This window comes from Acinetobacter sp. Colony158, from assembly GCF_019264745.1.
GTDB lineage: Bacteria > Pseudomonadota > Gammaproteobacteria > Pseudomonadales > Moraxellaceae > Acinetobacter > Acinetobacter ursingii.
In genome coordinates this window covers 943,234-964,123 of the sequence record NZ_CP078523.1, presented here as the reverse complement: position 1 = coordinate 964,123, position 20,890 = coordinate 943,234, and the positions used below count along the sequence as shown (strand labels likewise).

General features: G+C 42.9%; 16 protein-coding genes. 15 read left to right on the top strand and 1 reads right to left on the bottom strand.

Features of this window, described 5'->3' with window-relative positions; translation table 11 throughout:
- Window positions 1–8: 8 nt before the first annotated feature.
- Complete coding sequence (gene ponA / locus JR005_RS03795; RefSeq protein WP_218665581.1) at window positions 9–2,579, bottom strand: penicillin-binding protein PBP1a; 2,571 nt, start codon at window positions 2,577–2,579, stop codon at window positions 9–11.
- 163 nt (window positions 2,580–2,742) lie between these two features.
- Here ponA and JR005_RS03790 point away from each other — a divergent pair, with 163 nt between their 5' ends.
- The 15 genes from JR005_RS03790 to JR005_RS03720 form a co-directional block, all read left to right on the top strand.
- A complete protein-coding gene (locus JR005_RS03790; protein ID WP_104794745.1) occupies window positions 2,743–3,801 on the top strand; it encodes a pilus assembly protein PilM in 1,059 nt (352 codons plus the stop codon).
- Window positions 3,801–4,439, top strand: coding sequence for a PilN domain-containing protein (locus tag JR005_RS03785; RefSeq protein WP_104794744.1), 639 nt, complete (start codon window positions 3,801–3,803; stop codon window positions 4,437–4,439). Before JR005_RS03790 ends, JR005_RS03785 begins: the two co-directional genes overlap by 1 nt.
- A complete protein-coding gene (locus JR005_RS03780) occupies window positions 4,436–5,149 on the top strand; it encodes a type 4a pilus biogenesis protein PilO (protein WP_044434144.1) in 714 nt (237 codons plus the stop codon). Before JR005_RS03785 ends, JR005_RS03780 begins: the two co-directional genes overlap by 4 nt.
- The gene (locus JR005_RS03775; protein ID WP_004991753.1) at window positions 5,149–5,673 is read left to right on the top strand and encodes a pilus assembly protein PilP; all 525 of its coding nucleotides are present in this window, start codon (window positions 5,149–5,151) and stop codon (window positions 5,671–5,673) included. The genes JR005_RS03780 and JR005_RS03775 overlap by 1 nt, the downstream gene beginning before the upstream one ends.
- 62 nt (window positions 5,674–5,735) lie before the next feature.
- Complete coding sequence (pilQ, locus tag JR005_RS03770) at window positions 5,736–7,865, top strand: type IV pilus secretin PilQ family protein (protein ID WP_218665793.1); 2,130 nt, start codon at window positions 5,736–5,738, stop codon at window positions 7,863–7,865.
- Window positions 7,866–7,901: 36 nt separating this feature from the next.
- Window positions 7,902–8,444, top strand: coding sequence for a shikimate kinase AroK (gene aroK, locus JR005_RS03765; RefSeq protein ID WP_104794740.1), 543 nt, complete (start codon window positions 7,902–7,904; stop codon window positions 8,442–8,444).
- A gap of 32 nt (window positions 8,445–8,476) precedes the next feature.
- Window positions 8,477–9,559, top strand: coding sequence for a 3-dehydroquinate synthase (gene aroB / locus JR005_RS03760; RefSeq protein ID WP_218665580.1), 1,083 nt, complete (start codon window positions 8,477–8,479; stop codon window positions 9,557–9,559).
- 13 nt (window positions 9,560–9,572) lie between these two features.
- Window positions 9,573–10,433: a hypothetical protein gene (locus JR005_RS03755; protein ID WP_218665579.1), complete on the top strand. Its 861-nt coding sequence runs from the start codon at window positions 9,573–9,575 to the stop codon at window positions 10,431–10,433.
- Window positions 10,434–10,875: 442 nt separating this feature from the next.
- On the top strand, window positions 10,876–15,357 hold the full coding sequence (gltB, locus tag JR005_RS03750) for a glutamate synthase large subunit (RefSeq protein WP_218665792.1): 4,482 nt from the start codon (window positions 10,876–10,878) through the stop codon (window positions 15,355–15,357).
- Window positions 15,358–15,426: 69 nt separating this feature from the next.
- Window positions 15,427–16,848 (top strand): FAD-dependent oxidoreductase, encoded by a 1,422-nt coding sequence (locus JR005_RS03745; RefSeq protein WP_005001109.1) that lies wholly within the window; start codon window positions 15,427–15,429, stop codon window positions 16,846–16,848.
- Window positions 16,849–17,091: 243 nt separating this feature from the next.
- Window positions 17,092–17,430 (top strand): SDR family NAD(P)-dependent oxidoreductase, encoded by a 339-nt coding sequence (locus tag JR005_RS03740; RefSeq protein ID WP_081402788.1) that lies wholly within the window; start codon window positions 17,092–17,094, stop codon window positions 17,428–17,430.
- Between the two features lie 172 nt (window positions 17,431–17,602).
- Window positions 17,603–18,493, top strand: a complete 891-nt coding sequence (locus JR005_RS03735) for a metal-dependent hydrolase (RefSeq protein ID WP_104794737.1) — start codon at window positions 17,603–17,605, stop codon at window positions 18,491–18,493.
- A 148-nt stretch (window positions 18,494–18,641) separates the two neighbouring features.
- A complete protein-coding gene (locus tag JR005_RS03730; protein ID WP_004991738.1) occupies window positions 18,642–19,232 on the top strand; it encodes a LemA family protein in 591 nt (196 codons plus the stop codon).
- Between the two features lie 26 nt (window positions 19,233–19,258).
- A complete protein-coding gene (locus JR005_RS03725) occupies window positions 19,259–20,353 on the top strand; it encodes a TPM domain-containing protein (protein WP_218665578.1) in 1,095 nt (364 codons plus the stop codon).
- Window positions 20,347–20,890, top strand: a 544-nt coding sequence (locus tag JR005_RS03720; RefSeq protein WP_218665577.1) for a TPM domain-containing protein, incomplete at its 3' end; no start/stop codon positions are given. The genes JR005_RS03725 and JR005_RS03720, both read left to right, overlap by 7 nt.

Genomic DNA, 20,890 nt, shown 5'->3' with positions numbered 1-20,890 from the left:
GAGTAAATTTAGGTCACCTGATTGATTAAGCCCTCAAGTGCATCACGTTTAGCAGGCTCAGCATGTTTAGGTTGATTTGGTTGATTTTGATTGAGCGATGGTGGTGTCTGTTCTGAAGGAATCAGAATTTCTTCACCTGGTAAGTCAGCAAAGTCATTATCCGATGTTCGAGCAGGCGCTGCTGGGGCAGGCACATAAAGTGGACGTGCGAGCGGTGGTGAAGTGCGATCTGTACGGCTTTTACTGCTATTTTCCTGAAGACTTGGCTGTTCGCGGGAAATTGGCGCTTTAGCATTTTTATCCAATTGAACCCACGAAGAGGCAGTTCCCTGTAAGGATTTATCCATAAAGTTAATCCAGATTGGCAGTGCTGCGATACCCCCATATTCGCGTCGTCCCAGTGTGGTTGGACGGTCAAATCCGACCCATGCGATAGAAACCAGTTTGCTATTGAAACCTGCAAACCAAGCATCTTTGGCGTCATTGGTCGTACCCGTTTTACCACCTAAATCATCCCGTCCTATTTTCAGTGCTGCACGTCCTGTACCATGTTGGATTACATCGCGCAAAATATTGGCCATATCATAGGCCGAGCTGGATTTTAAAATCCGTTGCGCCTGACGATAATCACTAGAATGACTTGTTGCTTGGGTTTGTGATGCTGTGTTTGTTGCTTCGGTCTGCATACTTTGATTAGTGACTTCAATCACTTCATCATCAGGAGTTTGCGCTTTTTGCTCATCCGTAACGGTGTTTTCAGTCTCATTAATGCACGAAATACACGCGTATTCAGGTTTGGCCTCAAAAATTACTTTACCGTAAGCATCTTCGATACGGCTAATAAAATAAGGCTGTACCCGATAACCGCCATTGGCAAAGGTGGCATAACCCGTCGCCATTTGTACAGGAAGTACCTGTGGCGTTCCAAGGGCAATCGTAAAGTTACGTGGAATCTGATTTTCCTGTAAACCGAAGTCCATGAGTAATTGACGCGCACGCTCAACGCCAACACTTTGTAGTAAGCGTACAGAAACCGTATTTCGTGATAAATATAAGGCACGACGTAACGGGATCATGCCTAAATAACGGCCATCGGAGTTTCGAGGTGACCAGCGACCAATGGTAATCGGACTATCATTGACCATGGTATAAGGCGTCATGCCACGTTCTAAAGCCAGCGCATATATAAATGGCTTGATGGTTGAACCTGGCTGACGCCAGCCTTGTAAAGCACGATTGAACTTGGATTGATAGAAGTTATAGCCACCGACAATCGCTTCAATCGCACCATCATTTGGGTTTAAAGCAATCAATTGACCTTGTACATTTGGAATCTGTACCAGTGCCCAAGAGGTTTTTTCGGCATTTGGACGTAAACGAACAATATCTTTGACTTTGACAATTTGTGATGCATTACTTGGCGCACCCCCCACACTATTGGCATTTCGATAAGGACGTGCCCAAGACATGCCTGACCAAGGAACAGTGACCGTTGATCCATCCTGCATTAAGGCTTCAAAAGTCGAGTTATTGACTTTAGTCACTTGCGCAGGATAGGTATTGGCATAAGCCATAAATGAATTTAAAGGTTTATCGTGTGCTTCAGCACCACGCCAACCATGACGACGATCATAGGCTTCCAGACCATCCTGAACTGCCTGTTCGGCATAAGCCTGGCGTTTGCTGTCAATAGTTGTATAAACTTTGTAGCCTGAATCGATTGCTTGTTCACCAAATTTTTCGACCAGTTCAGAACGCACCATTTCACCAACATAAGGAAAACGATTAGCAATTCCACGGTCTGGCATATCAAGTTTAATGGGTTCAGCAACCGCAGTTTGGTACTGGGTCTGAGTGATATAACCTAGTTGTAGCATACGACCCAAAATCCAGTTACGACGTTCTAAAGCTCGTTCAGGATTCGCAACAGGATTGAAACGTGACGGTGCTTTAGGTAAACCGGCTAGCATGGCCATTTCTGCGATACTGAGCTGATCTAAAGTTTTGTTGTAGTAAATTTTGGCTGCGGCGGCAATACCATAAGCATTTTTACCTAAAAAGATTTTATTGACATACAACGTCAAAATTTCTTCTTTGCTCAGGTTTTGTTCGATTTTGCGTGCCAGAAAGATTTCGGTAAGTTTGCGTTTTAAAGTACGTTCTGGGCTTAAATAATAATTTTTGGCCACCTGCATGGTAATCGTAGAACCACCTGTCTGCACATCAGAACCTGTAATGGTTTCACTGACTGCGCGCCCTAAACCTTTAAAGCTGATGCCACTATGCTCAAAAAAAGAAGAATCTTCTGCTGCCAGAAAGGCATGGATAAAGGTCGGCGGGATTTGATTATATTCTACGGGCACAGAAAGTTTGCCGCCATATTCTGAGATTAGCTCATTATCAGCCGTATAAACTTGTAATGGTTTTAGTAAAGGCGCTTTTTTTAAAGAGCTCATTTCAGGTAGGGATGGCGCAATATAGAGATACATGCCATAAAAACCCATTGGAACTGAGACTAAAATAATGATAAGTACCAAAAAAAATGGATGAACATGACCTGAACTGGATAGCTTTTTCATAACAAGTAAGTTTTAATAAGAGCTAATAGCAAACGAATTGATGGTCAGTATATCCTTTAGACATGCGGATTGTTAGATGCCTTATTGTATCCGTATAAAATTAGAGACCGAGATCAGCTTGTTGTTTTGTTTGGGGATAAAAAAATAATAGGATAATGCTATCGTGCGCATGTTATATCGTAAACCAAATAAGGGGTTAGTAGGGGTCGATATTAGTTCGACTTCTGTTAAGTTATTAGAACTCTCTGTAAAAAACGGTCGCTACTGGGTAGAAAGCTATGCCTTGATACCCTTACAAGAAAATAGCGTGGTTGAGAAGAACATTCTCAATCCGGAAGCAGTCGGGGATGCGTTGGAGCGAGTGATTAACTTGGCCAATCCTCAATCGACCAATGCCGCTATTGCGATTCCGACTTCCATGGTGATTCATAAGATCATCGAAATGGATGCGGACATGACGGATGATGAGCGTGAAGTTCAAATCCGTATGGATGCAGAGCAATATATCCCTTTTCCACTGGACGAAGTTAGTCTGGATTTTGAAGTGCTGCCTGATCGTTTGGCAAATCCTGCACGAGTCAATGTTTTATTGGTTGCAACCCGTACCGAAAACGTTGAAACACGTGTAGAAGTGCTTGAGCTTGCAGGTTTAACACCGAAAGTTGCTGATGTCGAAAGCTACGCAATGGAACGGGCTTTTGGAGTATTTGCTGATACTTTGCCGATGGGTGTTAATACCGTTGGTATTCTAGATATCGGACATACCATGACCACACTTTCGGTCATGCAAAATGGTAAGATTATTTATACCCGTGAACAGGTTTTCGGTGGAAAGCAACTGACGCAGGACGTTCAGACACGTTACGGTTTATCTTTTGAAGAAGCAGGTCGTGCTAAAAAAGAACGCTCATTACCTGATGATTTTGATACTGAAGTGCTGGAACCTTTCCTAGAAGCGTTGGTTCAGCAGGCTGCACGATCTTTACAATTTTTCTTTTCTTCCTCACAGTTTAATGAAATTGACCATATCTTATTGGCTGGTGGTAATGCCAACATCCCTGGCTTGCCAAAACTTCTACAACAAAAATTAGGTTATCGCGTTACCACAGCTAATCCGTTTTTACAAATGGGTTTTTCTCCTCAGGTTGATATTAAAAAAATTGAAAATGATGCCTCTTCTTTAATGGTGGCATGTGGTCTGGCATTGAGGAGTTTTGATTAATGGCAAAGATTAACTTACTCCCTTGGCGTGATGAGCTAAGAGAGCAGCGCAAGAAACAATTTATTGCATTTAGTGCTGCGGTTGCAGTACTTGGGGTAGTAGCTGTGGTCTTGGCTTGGTTGTTTTATGATCATAAGCTTAACGATCAGGAACAAGCCAATCAATTGATTGTCAGTACCAACCAGAATCTGGATACGCAGTTGAAATCACTTGATGGTCTGCAAGAGCGCCGCAATGCGATCGTAGAGCGTATGAAGCTGATTCAAGGTTTGGAAGGTCAACGTCCAGTAACCGTTCGCTTGATTGATGAATTGGTGCGGGTGACACCAAGTAATATGTATCTGACCAAATTCAGTCGTACAGGCGATAAATTTACCATTGAAGGCAAAGCGGAAAGTCCAAATACTGTTGCAGAGTTGTTGCGTAACTTAGAAGCGTCACCGTGGTATCGCAATGCCTTTATGAACTCCTTCTTGGCGGCAGATGATAAAAAAGATCAGAATCAAAGCTCTGTGGTGCCGCGTGTCGAAGAAAGCTATGGCACTTTCGTTGTGACCACAGATTTGGGTGAAATAGGGGCATCAGTTACAGAAGATAATAACGATCAATCAGGTTCAAATACGGGGGCAGCACAATGAGTCGTGATGAATTCAATGAACTAGATCCTGAAGTTGCTGCACCAAAGAAAAAGAAATTGACCTTAGATAAATTTCTTCAGCAGTTTAATACGCTGGATATGAATAACTACGGGGGATGGCCACTCTCAGTTAAGATTACTTGCTGGATTTTTATTTTCTTCGCCGTCTGTGCTTTGGGCTATTTTTTAGCCATTAAGCCTAAACTGGATGCGATCTCAACAGCTCAGGCACAAGAGCAGAATTTGCTCAACGAGTTTCGTGAAAAGGATTCAAAATTACGTAACTTGCAGCAATATCAGGTTCAATTGCAGGAAATGGAATCGAATTTTAACCAGCAACTGGCGCAACTTCCAAAAGAAACAGAAATTCCAAGTCTGGTTGAAGATATCAATATGACAGGGGTAAATTCTGGACTTAAATTTAAAAATATTCGTCTGGAAAATGAAGTTAAACAAGAATTCTTTATTGAGCAGCCGATCTCGATTGACGCGACTGGGGATTATCATGCCTTTGGTGCATTTGTGAGTGCTATTGCAGCACTACCACGTATTGTGACTTTGCATGATTTTGTCATTGAAGGAAAGCAGGTTAAAGAAAAAGCAGATATTCCTGAAATTAGTTATTCCGTGAAAGCAAAAACCTATCGATATATAGGTGCGGATGATCAGGCGAGTGGTGCTTCTGCTCCAGTTGCAGCGGGGGCAAAATAATGAAAAAACATAGTATTTTCATGGCAATCGTATGTTGTGGTTTGGTTGGTTGTGATTCACGTATTGACGCTGTAAATGAACAAATGGCAGCCATTCGTAATCAGCCACCTTTGCCGATTGAACCTGCACCTGTTTTTACGCCTGTGCCGAGTTTTACCTATTCAGCCATGCAGTTGAAAAGCCCATTTTTACCTAGCTCTTTGGCAGCTGAACTCAAAATTATGGCAGGTAAACGGGTTTATCCGAACTTTAATCGTCAGCCGCAACCACTTGAAAGCTACGCACTCGAATCTTTAAATATGAAAGGCAGTATGCGTAGCCAAAATGGAAAGATTCTTGCATTAATTCAGACGCCTGATGGACAAGTTGAGCGGGTTCAGGTTGGAAGCTATATGGGAATGAATCAAGGGCGAATTGTCGGAATCAGTCCGACACAAATTGATTTGGTTGAAATTGTACCAGATGGTCGAGATGGTTATGTTGAGCGTCCGCGTACCTTGGTTCTGATTGGGCCTGAGCCTTAAGTATGAAAGGAATAACAATGAAAAAGGGTTTAAAAAAATTTCTGATTGGGGATGGTGAGTCAATGAATCATACAGTTCGACAGTTTTCAATGGGTGCGGTTGCATTTGCAATCATGCAAGTGGCTAGTGCGCAGGTCAGTATTACCAATATTGTGCCCATGAATATCGCAGGACAGGGGACAGAAATCCGTGTGATGTTCAATGGTTTGCCACCGCAACCACAAGCATATCAAATGGAACAGCCATCCAGACTGATTTTGGATTTTGATAAGGCTCAGCTGGGTCTTAAACAAAATACTATTGCTGTCGCGACCAATGAAGCCAGCAGTGTCGATGTAGTATCTGATGCGAAGCGTTCACGTTTAACCGTAAATTTAAAAGATGCTGGAGCATTTACTACACGTGTTGAAGGCAATACTTTTATTTTAAAGATTAATAGTGCCCAACAAGTAATGACTCCTGCCGCTGTTGCTATGCCAGCGGCAACGAATATTCAGCAAGGGGTTTCTAATATTGGTTTTCAGCGCGGCTCGCAGGGCGAAGGTCAAGTGGTTATCGATTTGCTTGGCAGTAATACGCCTGTCGATGTACAACAACAAGGCAGTAAAATTGTTGTACGCATGCTTGGCAATAAAATTCCGACCAATTTGGCACGACGTTTAAATGTCAATGATTTTGCTACGCCAGTTGCGAGTGTGGATGCCTATAATGAAGGCGGCAATGGGGTAATCGTGGTGCAATCTGCTGGTAGCTATGAATATATGGCATATCAGGCAGAAAATAAACTGACTTTAAGCCTTAAACGTCCAGTGGAGCGTAATCAGTTAGGCGCACGTTCTACGCCAAATTATAGTGGTAAAAAAATCTCTCTAGATTTCCAAGATATTGAAGTGCGTCGTGTACTTCAGTTATTGGCAGATTTTACTGATATCAACATGGTGACGGCAGATTCAGTACAGGGCAATATTACTCTACGCTTAAAGGATGTGCCGTGGGATCAGGCCTTAGATATTATTTTAAAAACTAAAAATCTGGATAAACGCCGTAATGGTAATGTGATCTGGATTGCGCCTGTTACTGAATTAACCAAAGCTGAAGAAGAAGAAGCCAAAGCGATTGCGCAAAGTGTCAAGCTTGCACCATTACAAACTGAATATATTCAACTCAGTTATGCGAAAGCCGCCGATATTGAAAAATTGATGACTCAAGGTAAAAACAGCTCAAGCTCAGGTTCATCATCAGGTGGTTCAGAGCCGCTAGGTGATAGTGTTGGTAGTTTGCTGAGTCCAAGAGGTACTGTGTCGATTGATCCACGAACCAATACTTTAATCATTAATGATACTGCGCAAAAAATTGATCAGATTCGTAAAATGATTGATTTATTGGATGTACGTGTTAAGCAGGTGATGGTGGAAGCGCGGATTGTGCGAGCAAGCACCTCGTTTACCAAAGAAATGGGCGTAAAATGGGGTGTCCTTTCACAGGGCATTACTAAAAATAATGATTTATTGGTTGGTGGTAGTGAAACCACTTTATGGAACTTACGTGATCCAGATGACGATGGTAAGTACACCATTGAACGTCCAGATAACCTGAATGTAGATTTAGGTGTCACCTCTGCGGGTGCGAGTAAAATTGCCTTTGGCTTAATTAGTTTGTCTGACTTTATGCTGGATTTGGAATTATCTGCATTACAAGCAGATGGTTATGGTGAAGTGATTTCAACGCCAAAAGTCATGACTGCCGATAAACAAACTGCCAAAGTTGCAACGGGGCAGGAAGTACCTTATCAGTCCACCACAAACTCTGCGGCGGGTTCCACTGCAACCACTTCATTTAAAGAAGCTTTACTCAGCCTTGAAGTCACACCAAGTATTACACCTGATGGTAAAATCCAGATGCTATTGGATATCTCCAAAGACTCTATTGGTGGAGAAGCACCGAATGGTGAATTGATCTTGAATAAAAACACCATTAATACCAATGTGTTGGTTGATAATGGTGAAACGGTGATTCTGGGTGGGGTATTTGAACAGACTACAACCAATCAACAGACAAAAGTGCCGTTCTTGGGAGACTTACCTTGGGTGGGACGTTTATTTAGAAAAGATCTCAAATCAGACGATAAACAAGAGTTGTTGATCTTCGTTACCCCGAGAATTGTTAATGACACTCAGGTGAGAAATCAGTAATATAAGTTTAATTCAAGTTATACAATAGGTGACTCCTTGCTAGGCAAAGAGTTTAGAGCTCTACCAAATATCTATTTGGTGGGGCCAATGGGAGCAGGAAAAACAACAGTAGGACGGCACTTGGCTGAGCTTTTGGGGCGCGAGTTTCTGGATAGTGATCATGAAATTGAGCGTAAAACTGGTGCCAGTATTCCGTGGATATTTGAAAAAGAAGGTGAGATTGGTTTTCGCTCGCGGGAAAAAACAGTCATTAATGAGTTAACCCAACGTAGACAATTGGTTGTGGCTACAGGTGGTGGTGCGGTGACTCAAGCCGAAAACCGCGCTTATTTGAAAAACCGCGGTATTGTGATCTATCTTTATACGCCTGTAGAATTACAATTACAGCGTACCTATCGGGATAAAAATCGACCATTATTGCAGGTTGAAAACCCAGAGCAAAAACTCAAACATCTACTTCAAATTCGTGATCCTCTGTATCGTGAAGTTGCACATTATGTGATAGAAACACATCAAGGGGCTGCACGAGAATTGGCACAGCATATTTTACGTGTGATTTTGGCAGCAGAATCTCACTAGGCTATTTATTTTATTATTGGCATTAAAGTTTCATGCAAACACTTCATGTAGAACTCGGTGATCGTCGTTATCCTATTTTTATTGGTAGTCAGTTAGACCCAAAAACATTGTTAGCACCTTATATCAAAGGTCAGCAAGTGATGATCGTGACCAATACCACATTGGAACAACTGTATTTGTCCCATTATGTTCATGATTTAGAATCTTTGGGTAAAAAAGTGGCGACCTGTGTGCTGCCTGATGGTGAAAAATATAAAAATCTTGAAAATTTAAACCTGATTTTCGATGCATTGTTAGAAGCGGGCTTCAATCGTGATTGTACTGTCTTGGCATTGGGAGGCGGCGTGATTGGCGATATGGCAGGTTTTGCATCAGCCTGTTTCCAGCGAGGTGTTTATTTTATTCAGGTGCCAACTACTTTGCTTTCTCAAGTAGATTCTAGCGTCGGTGGAAAGACAGGGATTAATCATCCCTTAGGCAAAAATATGATTGGCGCATTTAAGCAGCCTGAAGTAGTTATGGCGGATATGGCACAGTTGCGTACTTTGCCAGCACGTGAGTTGTCTGCTGGGCTGGCCGAGGTGATTAAATATGCATTGCTGGGTGATCTTGAGTTTTTAGCTTGGTTAGAACAGCATATGGATGGCTTACTTGCAGGTGATGAAAGTCTATTGGCCCAAGCGGTTTATCGTTCTTGTGCGCATAAGGCTAGAATTGTGGCGAACGATGAAAAAGAGCAGGGTGAGCGCGCGCTTTTAAATCTGGGACATACGTTTGGTCACGCGATTGAGTCTTATTTGGGTTATGGTGAATGGCTGCATGGTGAAGCTGTAGCAACGGGAATGGTCATGGCTGCTGATTTGTCACAGCGCATGGGCTGGATTTCCACTGAAGATTTACAGCGTACAAAAAATATCATTCAACGTGCAAAATTGCCGATATCATGTCCGAAAATTCCACTGGATGAGTTTTTGTCTTATATGGCACACGACAAAAAAGTTCTGAATGGACAGTTGAGATTGGTACTGTTACAACAACTGGGTCAGGCTGTCATTACCAAAGAATTTGATGTTGAGAAAATGAAACAGGTTATTTTGGAAAATCAGGCAGAGTGAGATTGGGTGTAATATGACGGTATCACGTACGCTGTGGCAGAATATTCAGCACTATAGTTGGCTGGTGCTTGGTCTGCTGTGCTTATTGCTGGCGCTGATCTTTTGGGCGATCACCAGTTCAGATAAAGTGGTACAAGTCGAAAAACAAGATATTGTTGAAACACAGTCTCAGATTCAGCCACAGAAAGTGACCGCGACGACCAATTTGGGGACTTTGTCTGATGAAGTCAGACCCTTAGATTTAACTATGCGTGTAATTACCGCAGGAAATCATGAGGCAGAGTTTCGTGGTACTAAGTTTATGCAGGAAAATCAGCGAAACTGGACCATTGAGTTATTTCGTTCGTCTAATGAAAATATTATTAAAAACTATTTAAAGAGTCAGTCTGACCGTAAAAATTTCATTTACTTTCGTTTAAGTGGGGAAAATCAGGAAGAACAATACGTTCTAGCCTATGGGATATTTAATCGTGAAGCGGATGCAACGCATCAATTATCGCAATTAAATCTGAAATTCCCTGCTTCAGTACACCCGAAGCCAGTGTCTTTAGCTAATTATTTGCCGTTGATTAATGATTTAGGTTCTGAAGAAATTAAGGGCAGCGCAGGGCAACTTTATAGCGTTAATCTAAGAAACGCACCGATACCTGTTGCCCCTGTATCACCAACTCCCTCCGTTGAGTCTGCACCTGCTGCTCCAACGACCTCAACAACAGTCACTCAGCGTGATCAAGACGGAAATGTGGTCGGTGTGCAGCGCCAATCAAATAATGTTTCCTCTCCAAATCTAAGTAATACTGCACCTAATACCCCTAATGTGGAAAATCGTCCTTCGCGGAACAATGAACGCGAAATAAGTGATCCATTTAATTAATGCATGCACAAAAATAGTGCATGCATTAATCTCAAATATTATTTTGCACAATGTTGGTTCAAAATTTAAGTTTATTTTAAGACGTTACAAAAATACAAAATTAATTATCTTTTATAATTAAATCACTTAGTTATTTCTAATTGGTATTGGCATTATTTTTGCATTATCGATGCGCTAATTGATCACTTTGTCCCTATTTTGGAGCTTAATCTTTTAATTAGTATGCGAAATCGTCGTTTTAAACTGCTATAAAACAGTGCGAAATAACTCAACACGTTTTTGCCAAGAAAGTTGCTGTCTGCTTGCCACAAAGGGCGTATAGTCAGATAGTAATGCAAAAATGGATTGTAAAACATTTAGCTTTACGTGAGTAATAGACAACGTCGCGAAGTAAATTGATCGTTTTATGCTCGAAAGAGCCATGTTGAAAGAAGGGTACGCTATGCACTTGCCATCGCCTCATACTGTAGCTCCCGCTCAAGGTTTATATCAACCAGATGAGTTTAAAGATAACTGCGGTTTTGGTTTGATTGCCCAGATGAAGGGCCAACCAAGTCACCACCTTGTTCAAACCGCAATTCACAGTTTAAGTTGCATGACGCATCGTGGTGGTATTGCCGCTGATGGTAAAACAGGGGATGGGTGCGGTCTATTACTGGCTATGCCAAAAGCTTTTTTCCGTGATGAAGCGAAAAAGCTCAGTGATATCACGTTGAGTGAGATTTTTGCTGCGGGTACGGTTTTTCTCAATGTAGATCCTGCATTGGCGCAGCACGCAAAAAATACCCTGAACAAGGAAATTGAAGCAGAAGGCTTAAAAGTTTTGGCTTGGCGTGTTGTGCCAACCAATAACGATGTATTGGGTGAAATTGCACTCCAGTCTTTACCTGTCTTTGAACAAATTATTGTAAACTGTCCAATGGGCGTGACTGAGGTTGAATTCAACCGTAAGTTATTCTTGGCGCGTCGCCGTGCTGAACAAAAATTACAAAACGATAGCTCATTCTACGTAACGACTTTGTCTTCCAATGTGATCAGCTATAAAGGTTTGATGATGCCAGCAGCAATTGCTGACTTCTATACAGATCTAGCGGATGAACGTCTGACTTCACATATCGTGGTGTTCCATCAACGTTTCTCAACCAATACATTACCTCGTTGGCCTTTAGCGCAGCCGTTTCGTTATTTGGCGCACAATGGTGAAATCAACACCATTACCGCTAACCGTAACTGGGCATTAGCGCGTACACCGAAATTTGAAAACCCATTATTACCAGGTTTAACTGAGCTTAATCCAATTGTAAACCGTACTGGATCAGACTCTTCAAGCTTAGACAATATGCTTGAAATTCTGGTTGGCGGTGGCATGGATTTATTCCGTGGCTTACGTATGCTGGTTCCACCTGCATGGCAAAACGTTGAAACTCTAGATGCAGACTTACGTGCCTTTTATGAGTTTAACTCTAAACACATGGAAGCATGGGATGGACCAGCGGGTCTGGTGATCCAAGATGGTCGTCATGCGATTTGTATGCTGGATCGTAATGGTTTACGTCCTGCGCGCTGGGTGATTACCAAAAATGATTATATTACCCTTGCTTCTGAAATTGGGGTGTGGGATTACCAACCTGAAGATGTTGTATCTAAAGGTCGTGTCGGGCCAGGTCAAATTTTGGTGGTCGATACCTTTACAGGTAAATTACTCGACACCAATGATGTCAGCACACATCTGAAAAAAATGCGTCCATATCGTGAGTGGTTGCGTGAACACGCGTTGCGCTTACAGGCAGACCCTGAGCTTGAAGAAAAACTATCTGAGCAGGGATTGGCTGGCGATGAGCTAAAGACGGCTCAGAAAATGTTTATGGTGACGTTTGAAGAACGTGACCAGATGCTACGTCCGATTGCTGAAAGTGGTCAGGAAGCAGTAGGCTCAATGGGTGATGATACGCCAATGGCGGTTTTATCGCGTCAGGTTCGCCATGTTTCTGATTATTTCCGCCAACAATTTGCACAGGTGACTAATCCGCCGATCGATCCATTACGTGAATCGATTGTGATGTCACTTGAAACCTGTTTAGGTCGTGAACAGAATGTCTTCGAGCAAGGGCCAGAACATGCAGATCGCTTGATTATCTCAAGCCCTGTACTTTCAAATTCGAAAATGCATCAATTACGCAATTTAAACCGTACAGGTTATGAAATTGCAGAAATTGATCTGAACTATCTTGCCGAAGAAGGCTTACAAGCTGCGGTCAATCGTATTTGTGAGGAATCTGCACAGGCAGTTCGTGATGGTCAAACGTTATTGATCCTTTCTGATAAAAATTTGCGTCAGGGATATCTACCTGCAAATGCGGCTTTAGCAACAGGTGCAGTACACCATTATTTGATTCAGACGGGTTTGCGTACCGATGCCAACATTATTGTTGAAACGGGTGTTGCACGTGATGCGCATCAATTTGCAGTATTGCTCGGTTTTGGTGCAACGGCAGTTTATCCATACCTTGCTTATGATGTGATCAATGATTTAATCGCAAAAGGTGAGTTACTTGGTGATCCAGTACATGCCCAAGCCAACTTCCGCAAAGGTATTGATAAAGGTCTATTGAAAGTTCTCTCTAAAATGGGGATTTCAACAGTCGCGTCTTATCGTGGTGGACAGCTTTTTGAAGCAGTGGGTTTATCATCAGAAGTGGTGGATAAATGCTTCCTTGGTGTACCAAGCCGTATTCAGGGTGCAACTTTTGTTGATCTTGAAAATGATCAGAAAAAACTCGCAGATTTGGCATGGAAAACACGTAAGCCAATTGATCAGGGTGGTTTGCTGAAGTTTGTATTCGGTAAGGAATACCATGCCTTTAACCCAGATGTGATCAATGCATTACACAAAGCGGTACGTTCTGGTAATTACGCTGACTTTAAAGAATATGCGGAACTGGTCAATAGCCGCCCAATCGCGACGATCCGTGATTTATTCAAGCTCAAAACCACGAATTCAATTCCTGTTGAGCAAGTTGAATCGGTTGAGGCAATTTTGCCACGATTTGACTCAGCGGGGATGTCATTAGGGGCATTGTCACCAGAAGCGCATGAAGCGATTGCGATTGCCATGAACACCATTGGCGGTCGTTCGAATTCAGGTGAGGGTGGTGAAGATCCTGCGCGTTATGGCACGATTCGTAACTCGAAAATTAAACAGATCGCATCGGGTCGTTTTGGGGTAACTCCTGCTTATCTAACTTCAGCAGAAGTCTTACAGATCAAAGTTGCACAAGGTGCGAAACCGGGTGAAGGTGGTCAGCTTCCGGGTGGTAAAGTAAACAGCTTAATTGCACGTTTGCGTTATTCAGTTCCGGGCGTTACCTTGATTTCTCCGCCGCCGCATCATGACATTTATTCGATTGAAGACTTGTCACAATTGATTTTTGACTTGAAGCAAGTCAATCCTCAAGCGATGGTTTCAGTCAAGCTAGTCTCTGAACCGGGTGTCGGGACAATTGCCGCAGGTGTTGCCAAAGCCTATGCCGATTTTATTACCATTTCTGGTTATGACGGTGGTACAGCTGCGTCTCCACTTTCATCCATTCATCATGCGGGTTCGCCGTGGGAGCTTGGTCTGTCTGAGGCGCATCAAGCACTGCGTGTCAATGATCTGCGTGGTAAAGTTCGTGTACAAACAGATGGTGGTTTAAAAACTGGTCTGGATGTCGTAAAAGCCGCGATTTTGGGTGCTGAAAGCTTTGGTTTTGGTTCTACGCCAATGATCGCATTGGGTTGTAAATACTTGCGTATTTGCCACCTGAATAACTGTGCGACGGGTGTTGCAACACAACAAGACAAACTCCGTCAGGATCACTATATTGGTGAACCTGAAATGCTCATCAATTTCTTCCATTTCATTGCTGAAGAAACCCGTGAGTGGTTGGCTGCATTGGGTGTTGCTTCCCTGAAAGACTTGATTGGTCGTGTGGATTTACTTGAAGTATTGCCGGGTGAAACTGATAAACATGCACATCTTGATTTAACACCATTGTTGCAGTCACATCCTGCGGCACAAGGCAAGGCACAGTACTGTGAAGTTCAGGGCAATGAGCCATTTGATAAAGGCTTGCTGGCTGAGCGTATGGTGGAAGAAATGCTTCCTGCTATTGAAGCGGGTACAGGTGGTGAGTTTAATTTTGAAGTTGGCAACTGTGATCGTTCAATTGGCGCACGTGTTTCTGGTGAGATTGCGCGTCGTTATGGCAATCTGGACATGGAATCACATCCAGTCATCATGAACTTAAAAGGTACAGCAGGTCAGTCGCTGGGTGTTTGGAATGCGGGTGGTTTGCATATCAAACTTGAAGGTGATGCCAACGATTATGTCGGTAAAGGTATGGCAGGTGGTCGAGTGTCGATCTTCCCACCAAAAGGTTCACCATTCCAGACCCAACATACTGCAATTATTGGTAATACCTGTATGTATGGTGCAACAGGCGGTAAGTTATTTGCAGCAGGTACGGCGGGTGAGCGTTTTGCAGTACGTAACTCTGGCGCGTTTGCCGTGATTGAAGGTGCAGGCGACCACTGTTGTGAATATATGACAGGCGGGATTGTGACTGTGCTCGGTAAAGTCGGTCATAACTTCGGTGCGGGTATGACAGGTGGTTTTGCTTATGTACTCGATCTGGATAATGACTTTGTTGATTATTACAACCATGAGTTGATTGACCTGACTCGTATCTCGACTGAGTCGATGGAAGAGCATCAACAATTCCTGCTTCGTATTCTGGATGAACACATTAAAGAAACAGGTAGTGCTTGGGCGTATAAGATCCGCAATGAGTTCGATTTTTACAGTCGGAAGTTCTGGCTTGTAAAACCAAAAGCTGCTAATTTGCTCACGCTTTTGAAAGCAACTCAAGCTGATCCTCAATAATTCCACTACTGCATATACATAGGCAGGTGCAGGTAACAGCGAACTCTGCACCTACCCACGGAGAGAGACATGGCAGAACGCCTCAATAATGACTTTCAGTTTCTGGATGTAGCACGCCAAGATCCAGAGAAAAAAGATATTACTGTCCGCAAAGCAGAATTTGTGGAAATTTATAAGCCTTTTACTGCTGATGTTGCAGCGAATCAGACACATCGTTGTCTGGCTTGTGGTAACCCGTATTGTGAATGGAAATGCCCAGTGCATAACTACATTCCAAACTGGTTAAAACTGATTGCTGAGGGTCAGATTTTCCAAGCGGCAGAACTTTGCCATCAAACTAATACCTTGCCAGAAGTCTGTGGTCGTGTTTGCCCACAAGACCGTTTATGTGAAGGGGCATGTACCCTGAATGACGGTTTTGGTGCAGTGACGATTGGTAATGCTGAAAAATATATCAATGATACTGCTTTTGCACTGGGCTGGCGTCCAGATATGTCGCATGTCAAATGGACAGATAAAAAAGTGGCGATTATTGGTGCTGGCCCTGCGGGTCTAGGTTGTGCTGATATTCTAGCGCGTAATGGCGTAAAACCAGTCATTTTTGACAAACGTCCTGAAATTGGAGGTTTGCTCACATTCGGTATTCCAGAATTTAAAATGGAAAAAGACGTCATGAAACGCCGCCGTGAAATCTTCACGGGTATGGGGATGGAATTCCGTTTAAATACTGAAATTGGTACAGATGTTACGATTGAGCAACTGCTACAAGAATATGACGCAGTGTTTATGGGAATGGGAACCTATACCTATATGAAAGGTGGTTTCCCCGGTGAAGATCTGGACGGTGTCTACGATGCACTGGATTTCCTGATTGCAAATGTCAATCGTTGTCAGGGTTGGGAAAAAGATGCTGGCGAATTCATCAGTGTCGAAGGTAAAAAAGTGATTGTACTGGGCGGTGGTGATACCGCGATGGACTGTAACCGTACCTCGATTCGTCAGGGTGCTGAACAGGTGACCTGTGCCTATCGTCGTGATGAAGCCAACATGCCGGGTTCACGTCGTGAAGTGAATAATGCGCGTGAAGAAGGGGTGAACTTCCTATTTAACCGTCAACCGATCGAAGTTGTTGGTGAAAATGGCAAAGTGACTGGTGTTAAAGTTGTTACCACTCAATTGGGCGAGCCTGATAGTCGTGGTCGACGTAGTCCTGAGCCAATTCCGGGTTCTGAAGAAGTTTTGGCAGCCGATGCAGTTTTACTGGCATTCGGTTTTCGCCCAAGTCCAGCAGACTGGTTCACTGGTGCGAACATAGGCTTGGATGGTTCAGGTCGTGTGATTGCGCCTGAACAACAACAGTATAAATTCCAGACCTCTAACCCGAAAATTTTTGCGGGTGGTGATATGGTACGTGGTTCTGACCTAGTGGTGACAGCCATCTGGGAAGGTCGCCAAGCAGCAGAAGGTATTTTGGATTATCTTGATGTTTAAAATCTAGAGATTCAAAAGCGATGTGAAGCCCGCAGTGATGCGGGCTTTTTATACTGCGCCAAAAGGTAAAAGCTGAAGAAAATGATCGAGTAAAATAGACGAGCTACGTTTATTCCAAATACAGTGTGTTTCAGAAAGAATGTCATTATTTTCCATTTCAATAAATCGCACATAATCCTTTTTAACGACTGCATCGATTTGGGCACGAGCGCAATCCCTAAATCCAATTCTACGAACTCCACGATGGTGAGCCAGTTCCGAACCTCATGCATAGCCTATGCTTCCAGTAAAGCCGCTTTGATTGGGCTGACTCGGGTTGCAGCTTTGGAATTGGGTGCTTATGGTATTACTGTAAATGCGATTGGGCCTGGTCCTATTGAAACAGAGCTGTTTAAGCAAGCCAATTCAAAGGGTGCTCCAGAAACGGAACAGATTTTAAAGAATGTGCCAGTACAACGTTTCGGACAGCCTGAAGATATTGCTCATGCTTGTGATTTTTTTCTCAGTGAAAAATCAGGATTTATTACGGGACAAATTTTATATGTCTGTGGGGGCATGACCGTAGGCCTAAATCCGATTTAAATTGTTTAAATATAGTTCATTTAAAACGCAACGATAAAGTGCTTTCAAATAGAATCAAACGGATTTATTGGTCAAAATGAGCACTTTGGCAAATGGCTGAGTTTTTATGCAATATACAAATGTATAGAAATTTCTAATACTGATTTCTCCGTTGTATTGTTGAGGAATTCCCATGAGCTTAGCTCAAGTGACGAAACAAAAATCATATCTAAATCGTCCGAAAGCGCTTGGTATTACTGTACGTCGTCTACAATTTCACCCTGAAAAAATTAAACGACATTACTTTGCCAATTCACCTGTCATGTCACATATGCTCACGGCCTTGTCTTCGACCTTTCCGATTGGTGAACAATTTTTTGTACATAGCGTACGTAATGTTCGGGATAAAGTAACTGATCCAACATTACAGGCGCAGATTGCGGCTTTTATTGGGCAAGAAGCCATGCATTCCAAAGCACATAGTGAGTTTAATGATGCATGGCGACGTGATCACTATAATCTGGATCGTTTTCAGGCATGGTTAGCGCGAAAAAATATTCATGTCCGCAGCTTACATCCTAAAATTCAGTTGGCCATTACCTGTGCCTTTGAACATTTTACCGCATTATTAGGTGGCTATATTTTGCGTCATCCTGAAGTGCTGAGTACGCTCGATGAAGATGCGATCAAACTTTGGGTCTGGCATGCGATTGAAGAAATCGAACATCGCGCAGTCGCTTTTGAGGTGTATCAGGCAGTGTACGGCGATGACCGTGTTCGTCGTTTGTTGATGCGTAGCGTCACGACAGGCTTTGCGAGCCTAACGCTGTATTCAACTACGCGTTTATTTTGGCAAGATAAATGGCGTAGTTTACCTAAAATTGGAGGCAATCTATTTGGCTTGTATTTGTTAGCTAAGATGCTCATTCAATTATTACCTGAATATTTGTCCTATTACAAAGCGGACTTTCATCCAGCGGAACAGGACTATAGTCAGATTGTGAAATACTGGAAAGAGAAAATGGCAACTGAATATCACATGCAAAGCTTTCAGGAAGAAGTCGTGCCAAAGCTCTATAGTTAAATTAATTGACTACAACGGTAAGTTTCATAAAAACGGATGTAATGTCCGTTTTTTGATGATGTAAAGAAAAGAAACAAACATCACTTTCAATCCTCGCTAAAATGCATTTATGTAAAAAAATTCCAAGAAATACTAAGAGGATATCATCATGAATCTTTTAAAAAAGACTGCGGTTGCAACTTTACTTGCGAGTACTTTGGCTTTTTCTGGCTGTGGTTATAACACTTTACAGGCTAAAGATGAGGCGGTGACTGCTTCATGGTCAGAAGTGCAAAACCAATATCAACGCCGTTCAGACTTGGTGCCCAATCTGGTCAATGTGGTCAAAGGTTATGCAACGCATGAAGAAAAAGTATTAACTGAGGTCACTCAGGCACGCTCTAATGTTGCAGGGCTAAAAGTTGATCAAAGCGTACTTGAAAATCCAGAACTATTTAAAAAATATCAGGAAGCGCAAAGCCAATTAACGGGTTCATTATCACGCTTGATCGCAGTATCAGAAAATTATCCTGACCTCAAAGCCAATGAGCAATTCCGTGATTTACAAGTACAACTTGAAGGCACAGAAAACCGGATTGCAGTGGCACGTAATCGTTATATCACCACCGTTCAGGATTACAACACTTATGTGCGTCAGTTCCCACAAGTCATGACTGCCAAAGTGATTGGTATGCATGAAAAACCAAACTTTAGCGCAGAAGCTGGCGCAGAAAAGGCACCAACGGTTTCGTTTAACTAAACCTGATTAGATAAAAAGGTGCTGTGATGGTCAAAACTGCCATGTTGGAGATGCAAAATCGCTGGAAAAAAGCGGTTCTGATGTTGCTGTGTTGTTTCGGTCTTTTGCTTTCGACCACGGTCTGGAGCGAAGTCGCCACTGCACAGGATTCGGATGATGCTGATACCATCATTGCAGGCAAGATCATTCAACAGCAGCAAAACCCGCAGCAACAAAAGTCAGCAACATCAACATCGCAAAGCTCGACTACGGTTCAACAGCCTGAAATTGCCAATGATATGGAGGATGGTGAATCGATTCGAGGTTTGCCAAGTATGAATGAGCCTGTGATTGATCAGGCAAACTTGCTCACGGCAGAACAAAAACAGGCGATTTCACAGCAAATATTAAAACTTTATCAGGATAATAAAGCGCAAATCGGTATCGTCATTGTTCCGACTACAGGACAGGAAGATATTTTTGATTATGCCATGCGGGTCGGAGAAAAATGGCAATTAGGTTCAGCCAAGCGTGATAATGGCTTGCTGATGGCGATTGCTGTCAATGATCGACGTATCCAGATTTTGACAGGATATGGTCTGGAAGGCGTCATCCCAGATATTGTCGCCAGTCGGATTATTCGCAATCAAATGACACCCTACTTTCAACAAGGACAATACGCACAAGGCATACAAGCAGGTTTAAATGAAATCGAACGTGTGCTGAATCTTGATCCTGAAATTGCCCAACAAGCTGCGGCTGACTTAAAAGAACGTCAGGCGCAGGCCATGCATGAACAAGAAGCACGTTCACATATGCTGGTCTATTCTCTGATTATTATCGTCGTTGGGGTATTTGCATCATTTATAGTAGGAAATCGCGTGAGTGCGGCAACTGCGGGTGTGGCGGGTATCGTGGCTGGACTGGTCAGTGGTGTCGGGTTGATTACCAGTATATTGGCGGGTTTTGGGATTTTCTTTTTATTGATTACTTCACTAGCACAATTGATCTTGCAAATCTTTGCTTCTGGCGGAGGTGGTCGTGGAGGTGGAGGTTACGGCGGTGGAGGCTTTGGTGGAGGAGGCGGCTATAGTGGCGGCGGTGGTAGCTTTGGTGGCGGGGGAGCATCGGGATCATGGTAACGAAAACAGATACAACACAAATCATCACCCAGCCGAAACTGGATGAAAAAGCACAACCGAGTTTAAAACGCTGGTTGAAACATGCATTTTATTTTTCAGCCAGTAAACGCTTGTTTTCAAAACAGGATCAACTCGAGATCACAAATGTCGTTAAACATGCAGAACATGGTCATATTGGTGAGATACAGGTGGTGATTGAAGGGCATATTCCTTGTTCTCAGGCTTATTATCAAAATACCCGTCGTCGTGCAGAACAGCTTTTTGCTGAATTAGGTGTATGGGATACGGAATACAATAGTGGGATATTGTTGTATCTCAATTTGTGTGAACGGCAGGTCGAAATCGTAATTGATCGGGGTATTTGTGCTTTGACGCATGAAGCTGAATGGCAAATGATTTGTCAGCATATCGTGGCTGAACTTAAAGCAAAAAATTATCGACAAGCGGTGGTCAAGGGTGTGTTGGAAATTGGAGAAATTTTAGATCAATTTTATGATAAACAGATCACGGATCTTGATGATGAGCTCGATAATTCAC

Coding starts and splice junctions, on each gene's coding strand:
- ponA (WP_218665581.1), bottom strand. CDS start 2,579: ATGAAAAAGCTATCCAGTTCAGGTCATGTTCATCCATTTTTTTTGGTA.
- JR005_RS03785 (WP_104794744.1), top strand. CDS start 3,801: ATGGCAAAGATTAACTTACTCCCTTGGCGTGATGAGCTAAGAGAGCAG.
- JR005_RS03780 (WP_044434144.1), top strand. CDS start 4,436: ATGAGTCGTGATGAATTCAATGAACTAGATCCTGAAGTTGCTGCACCA.
- JR005_RS03775 (WP_004991753.1), top strand. CDS start 5,149: ATGAAAAAACATAGTATTTTCATGGCAATCGTATGTTGTGGTTTGGTT.
- pilQ (WP_218665793.1), top strand. CDS start 5,736: ATGAATCATACAGTTCGACAGTTTTCAATGGGTGCGGTTGCATTTGCA.
- aroB (WP_218665580.1), top strand. CDS start 8,477: ATGCAAACACTTCATGTAGAACTCGGTGATCGTCGTTATCCTATTTTT.
- JR005_RS03755 (WP_218665579.1), top strand. CDS start 9,573: ATGACGGTATCACGTACGCTGTGGCAGAATATTCAGCACTATAGTTGG.
- gltB (WP_218665792.1), top strand. CDS start 10,876: ATGCACTTGCCATCGCCTCATACTGTAGCTCCCGCTCAAGGTTTATAT.
- JR005_RS03745 (WP_005001109.1), top strand. CDS start 15,427: ATGGCAGAACGCCTCAATAATGACTTTCAGTTTCTGGATGTAGCACGC.
- JR005_RS03740 (WP_081402788.1), top strand. CDS start 17,092: ATGGTGAGCCAGTTCCGAACCTCATGCATAGCCTATGCTTCCAGTAAA.
- JR005_RS03735 (WP_104794737.1), top strand. CDS start 17,603: ATGAGCTTAGCTCAAGTGACGAAACAAAAATCATATCTAAATCGTCCG.
- JR005_RS03730 (WP_004991738.1), top strand. CDS start 18,642: ATGAATCTTTTAAAAAAGACTGCGGTTGCAACTTTACTTGCGAGTACT.
- JR005_RS03725 (WP_218665578.1), top strand. CDS start 19,259: ATGGTCAAAACTGCCATGTTGGAGATGCAAAATCGCTGGAAAAAAGCG.